The organism is Bradyrhizobium diversitatis, from assembly GCF_016031635.1.
GTDB lineage: Bacteria > Pseudomonadota > Alphaproteobacteria > Rhizobiales > Xanthobacteraceae > Bradyrhizobium > Bradyrhizobium diversitatis.
Genome location: NZ_JACEGD010000086.1, coordinates 1 through 5,664 on the forward strand (window position 1 = coordinate 1; position 5,664 = coordinate 5,664).

Annotated in this window: 4 protein-coding genes; 2 read left to right on the plus strand and 2 right to left on the minus strand. The window is 58.8% G+C overall.

Features of this window, described 5'->3' with window-relative positions:
* On the plus strand, positions 1–541 hold a 541-nt coding region (locus tag H1B27_RS39455; protein WP_197969755.1), incomplete at its 5' end, for a transposase.
* A gap of 78 nt (positions 542–619) precedes the next feature.
* Here the strand turns inward: H1B27_RS39455 and H1B27_RS39460 are convergent.
* Positions 620–1,633: a helix-turn-helix domain-containing protein gene (locus tag H1B27_RS39460; protein ID WP_246516072.1), complete on the minus strand. Its 1,014-nt coding sequence runs from the start codon at positions 1,631–1,633 to the stop codon at positions 620–622.
* Between the two features lie 805 nt (positions 1,634–2,438).
* On the opposite strand from H1B27_RS39460, the gene H1B27_RS39465 reads away from it, so the two are divergent.
* On the plus strand, positions 2,439–3,611 hold the full coding sequence (locus tag H1B27_RS39465; protein ID WP_197969756.1) for an OpgC family protein: 1,173 nt from the start codon (positions 2,439–2,441) through the stop codon (positions 3,609–3,611).
* A gap of 1,867 nt (positions 3,612–5,478) precedes the next feature.
* Here H1B27_RS39465 and H1B27_RS39470 read toward each other — a convergent pair.
* Positions 5,479–5,664, minus strand: a 186-nt coding sequence (locus H1B27_RS39470) for a transposase (protein ID WP_197965826.1), incomplete at its 5' end; no start/stop codon positions are given.

The window sequence follows — 5,664 nt, forward strand, 5'->3', positions numbered from 1 at the left end:
CGGCTACTTCAACAGCCCAGAGATCCTCGCGTGCCACGAAGCAGGCATCACAGTAACTCTGCCCAAACCGCTAACGTCCGGCGCTAAGGCAGACGGACGCTTCGGTAAACAGGACTTTGCCTATTTGCCAGAGGAGGACGCCTATCGCTGCCCGGCCGGGGAGCGGCTGTCATATCGCTATACGAATGAAGAAGACGGCAAGGTGCTGCGGCGCTACTGGACGACGGCCTGTCAAAGCTGTTCGCTCAAGACCCAATGCACGCCTGGGTCAGAACGGCGGCTTACGCGATGGGAGCATCAGCATCTGCTCGAGGCTGTGCAGCATCGCCTTGATGCAAACCCGCACGCCATGCGTCAGCGTCGCGAAACAGTCGAACATCCGTTCGGCACCATGAAAGCCCGCATGGGAGCGACACACTTCCTGACCAAAACGCTTCCGAAAGTGGCGGCCGAAATGGCGCTCTCCGTCCTGGCCTACAATCTGACACGGGTCATGAACATCGTCGGGGTCAAGCCGCTGATGGCTGCGATCGCGGCCTGACACCAAGCGATCATGACTTCCGCTCGACTGCCTAGCGACCGGCGTTTTTACACGACCAAGACCCGAAGCGGACATTCGCTATCTCGCGCACGCGCCGATCAGGGGCAAGTGGCTCAGCCGGGATCCCTGCCGGCGTAACGAACCCCACGCGGCGAATCGCCGAAACGAGCTCGGAAGAGGCGATTGAAGTGCGAAACATCGGAGAAGCCTACCCTCCAGGGCGATATCGGAAATTAGCTGCGCGCTGACGCGCGCCTCGGTTAGCAGTTTGAACGCAAGTCGGAGACGTAGTTCATTCACGTGCCCGGTGAACGATGATCCTGATAGTGCCATCAGGCGCTGCAGATACCGAGGTGAAATGCCTTGGCGATGAGCGACCTCTTCGACGCTAAGCCCGGGCTTCTGAAAGTGTGCCGCGATGTAGTCGAGTACGGCGCTGTGGCGCGCGGCCACGATCGCACTCGCATCGCTGTCGCCCAGGGGAGCGCATTCGCTGATCGCGAGCGCAACTAGATCATAAGTGTGGGATACGACCGCATCACGCAGCCTGGGGGCGGCCAGAGCCCCCTCCTTAAATGCTAACTTCAGATATGCCATGAGGAGGCGGAGTGGTTCATTTCGCCGAAGAATCGGCCGCAGGGCGAGGCTCTCGATGTCCGTCACGCGCTCCGCAAGCGCCTCGCGGGGCACCGCCAGACCGAACAGTATTCCGTTGGCGTAAGTGACGGTGGCGGGCTCCGAATGCAAAATCGAGGCTGCGTCGCCCGCGCAAAGCTCGATGTCGCGGCCGCGCTGCGTCAGCTGACTCTTGCCGGGCGAGCAGACGATCAGGCCGATCGAGTCGTCTCCGTCGTCAAGGTTCGTCTGCGAGCGCTTGAAGCGCATTGGCGAGCCTTTCAGCGCGAGCGTTCGCAACCCTCGGATCGCCTGCAGCGTTGCGTCGACTTGAAACGGAATGGTCGCGAGAGGCTCCACATCAGCGTGGACTATCGCGCGCACAAAGCTCTCGCGCCATAGCGGAAGTCGCACGCGCTCCGGATGTTCGCGCGTCGAAACTCGATGCGATACGAAATCGGCTGCGTCCGTAGACATGGGGACCTCCAGCCTTGATGAGACATTGGATTGTAGTTCAGCGATAGGCCACCTGTCGGTATCCGTACTTTGCAGTTTGCGCACCGACCGTCTCTCGAGGTGCGCAGAACTCCAAGAAGCTACATCATGTGTCTGCTAGTCTCATTCACCTGCGATTGGTGCTGATGTGAACTGGTTCACGTGCGACTAGAAAATTACGACAATCTTTGATTGCGAAATTGGCGCACAAATTTCTCGTATGAGGAGACGATTGTGATCGCTCAATTTCAAATTGCTGCCATTGGATCCAGTTTGAGAATCCCCGGCAAGGCGCAAGACCGAATCCAAGTTTTACAACGTTGTTCGCGACTGATCGGAGTCATCGATACGCAAGCAAAAGTTTCGCAGAACGCGACTATCCTCTGATACCGATATCCGGGCGTGCCTTGATCGTCGCATCACCATTAAGACCCGTCGGACACAAATTACGTCCCGGCACTGCTCCTTCTCAGCGGCCGGGTGAAGTGATCGAAATCTGTCACATGCGACGTCAACCGTGGTGATCAGGAAGGGATTCGATCATGTCCGCCTTAGTCGACATGCTCTATCGTGAATACTGCCGTGCCCGTATCACCGAAATGCGAAGGCAGCTTTTGATGCGGGGCGTCGGCGACAAAGCCTTGCAAGTGCCTTGGGAGGATGATGATCCTGCCGACCCTGGCGCTCAGAGGAGCAGATGGGCAACCAAGGAGCCCCCATCATCCATCGGTTAGCTAGCGCGCGTATCGCCTCAATCAGCGCGAAACGAACGCAGACAGGCCGGCAGATGGACGATCGAACCCAAACCTCGACGCGATTGTTCGGCGAAGCTCCGCCGGAGTTCAGAGCGGACGACCGCGATCAGCGTATCGACGTCTGCCCCGGGATCGCGTTATGGTGGATTTTTCTCGATCATGTTCCCAATAACATCGGGAGCTGGCTGACACCGCGCAATTACGGTTTCTGCGATGCCGCCGAGATCTTCATGTTCCTCTCGGGCGTGACCTGCGCGCTGGCCTACAACAGGGCCCGTGAGCGCGAGGGCTGGAGCGGCATGATCGGTCGTTCGCTGCGCCGGGGATGGGACATCTACGCGGCGTTTTTGCTGCTTACACTCGCCTGCGCCATCCTGGTCTACCTTGCGGGCAGCGATGATCTCGCCGACGGGAGCAATACGCGAATTCTGCTCGAACGTCCGGGCGCGACGCTTGCGCACGCCGCGATGCTGCAATACCGGCCTGTCAACACTGACGTCTTGCCGGTTTTTGTGATTTTTCATGCGCTGTTCGCGCCGCTGCTGTGGCTGCTGCTGCGAGCACCGAACGTGACGCTTGGAGGGTCCTTGTTGCTCTACGCGTTCGTGCACGTCTTCGGTTGGAGAGTTTCGGCCTGGCCCGACGGCGTCTGGTTCTTTAATCCGCTGGGTTGGCAGCTTCTGATTGTACTGGGCGCATGGTGCGTCATTGAGGGAGGGAAATTCCGGCCGTGGATGTTGTCGCGGTCGGCGCTTGTTCTTGCCGTTCTCTACATTGTTTTCGGCTTCGTCCTTGCACAGAGCTGGAACGTCGTGCCCTTGGTGCCGCAAGCTTTGAAGGATCTGCTATTTCCGCTGGATAAATCGAATCTCAGTCCGATACGGCTGCTGCATTTTTTGGCTCTTGCAATTGTGGCGCTACGATTCATTCCCCATAATTGGGAAGGGCTATCGACGCCGGTGCTGAGCTGCGCGAAGTGCTGTGGGCAGAATTCGCTGCCGATCTATTGTGTCGGGGTCCTTCTAGCGCTCGCCAGCCACCTTATGCTGCTCGACATCTCCGCGGGGCCTGCGATGCAGATCGTGGTCAGCTTTGCCGGAGTCCTGATGATGATCGTCATCGCGCAGCTACTGAACGCGATCAGCATCAAGCGGGAGCCGCAACCAGGGAGGACGTCGATGGGGAAAGCTCCGCCGGTTCGCTGAACTAGCAGGCTAAACTGCTAGATTGCGTGGAGCACGGCGAACTGCTCCTGGCCCGTGGCTGACACTCCCTCTTGGCTTTGCACGGTCCGCTTCCGAAGGCTGAGCGGAAGCCATTGGTGGAGCCGCCAGGGCAGCCTTTGACCCAAAGCCGACGAAGGCAGCTCGTGATGGGCATCGAGCGTATGCACCCGCCGCACTACTGGGAGAGCCACCAAGTACGCGGGCGCTCTTTTGAACGACATCGACGGGAAGTTCCGACCGGGCCAAGAATGGCGGCTGGAAGTGAAGGACAAGGCGGGCACGTTGGTGCACACCATTCGCATCAGCTCGAAGCCAGACACAGCCTCGCAATCCTGAGAGTAACGGTGAGTGAATGTCGGCTTCTGGACCCGCAGGAGGTAGGAACGATCGCATCAGACCAAAGGTTTGCCCGCTGGTCTGTGGCGTGATCTAGACACGTCATCCACCCGGGACGGCCCGTCGTCTGACGCGCGTTGGGCGATGGGTCGGTTCTCGCTGCAGTCGTTGACGAAAGTGTGCACTTTGTAACACAAGTGATGGCAGGCTTCGGGCCCCCGTGCGATGGTGGCGGGATGCACCCTCGATCGCAATCATATCGGTCACTCGAACGGATATGCCGCGAACAGGCCGCCATCACGATGACACCGGCTACAAAGGGGGAACTGTTGCAAATGGCCCGCGAGTACGGGCGAATGGCAGACTGGCTGGACCGTCAGCCCGAGCCTAAGTTCATTATTGAACCAACAGCTACTTTTGGAGTTTAGCTCCCATCACCGGCCGAGGCTCTGCCCGTAGGCGTCGGTGGCTGAGAGACCGATTGTGCTCCCGCCTGCAAAATCAGGGAGCAGCATGTGTCGGACTTGTCCAAGAGCATAGAATTGCTCGTACGTTCTGCCCGCCTATCCTCATACCAGGTCGAAATGATCGCAAGGGCGAGAGAGATGCTTGTCCGGTCCGAGGTGTTGCTCCAACAAGCATCGCCCTCAACATTCCTAGGCAAGCCGCGAAAGGATGCGCCCCCTTGCCGCGAAGATTGAGCCGGTTACGCCTTTTGAGCGCTTCCTTTTTCGTTCCGCCGTCAGATCAAAAGATACGTGTTGCGTGACGGCCGGGGCGGGATCAGAGTTATGAGCATCACAGAAAGGACTGGGGCTCTTATGTGGTGAGAACGCAATTGCGTTCCCGCCCGCTTCGAACAAGGGAGTAGCTTTATGGCGGAGCGACGCCGCTTCAAACAAGCACATTCTCTGGAAGAGCGCCTTGCCAAAGAAGCATCTCGCTTGCGCGAGGAGGCCGAATTGCTTCCACATGGCCCGCTTCGTGAACAGCTGGAACGCAGAGCGCGGCAGTGTGAGACCGGCTCGCATGTGAGCGAGTGGCTGCGATCTCCCGGATTGAGACCCCCAGACTAAGCCGCTGGAGTTAGCAACTGCGAGCCTTCAGCCGACTTGTCGGCCATGGCGGAGTCCTTCGGCACAGAGTTTACTATCGTTGAAGTGATGCCCCATGAGGGATTAACAACGGAGTTGTGGGTCGCCCTGGCTAAGCCCACTCAGGCGGTAACTCTGGTCCTCGCAGCAGTTCCTGAAGGCTGGGCGGCCCGTATTGTGCCAGCTGTACTTACCGAAACCCAGCAAAGCACGTTTGCAGAACTCAATCTCCGGCCCGGTGGGGTGTACCGGCTTTCATCAGAGTAGCGGCGGCGTCGCGGCACTAAGAATGCAGGTCCGGTTCTGGCCGATATTGTTGCAAAAGTCATTGTAACCGACGAATGCCCCTTCGGCCATTGGGCAAAGTGGACCGGCTTTGATCCGCCGACCCTGACGCTCTCTACGCAACTCCTACGCTACGCGATGCAGAGAGCATGAGCGGGCGGAGGTCGTGCAACGAGCGACGCGAGGCGCCTCAGATTTTGCGCGATGGCAGCAAGAACAAACTCATCCTGTGCGCCTCGTGGTCCACGCAGTCGAAGCCGACCGAGCCTGAGAATGCGCTTCAGGTGTGCAAACCGCATCTCAATCTTCTTCCGCTC

Excerpts from the sequence above, each read along its gene's own strand:
- H1B27_RS39460 (WP_246516072.1), bottom strand. The coding sequence starts at position 1,633 with ATGTCTACGGACGCAGCCGATTTCGTATCGCATCGAGTTTCGACGCGC.
- H1B27_RS39465 (WP_197969756.1), top strand. The coding sequence starts at position 2,439 with ATGGACGATCGAACCCAAACCTCGACGCGATTGTTCGGCGAAGCTCCG.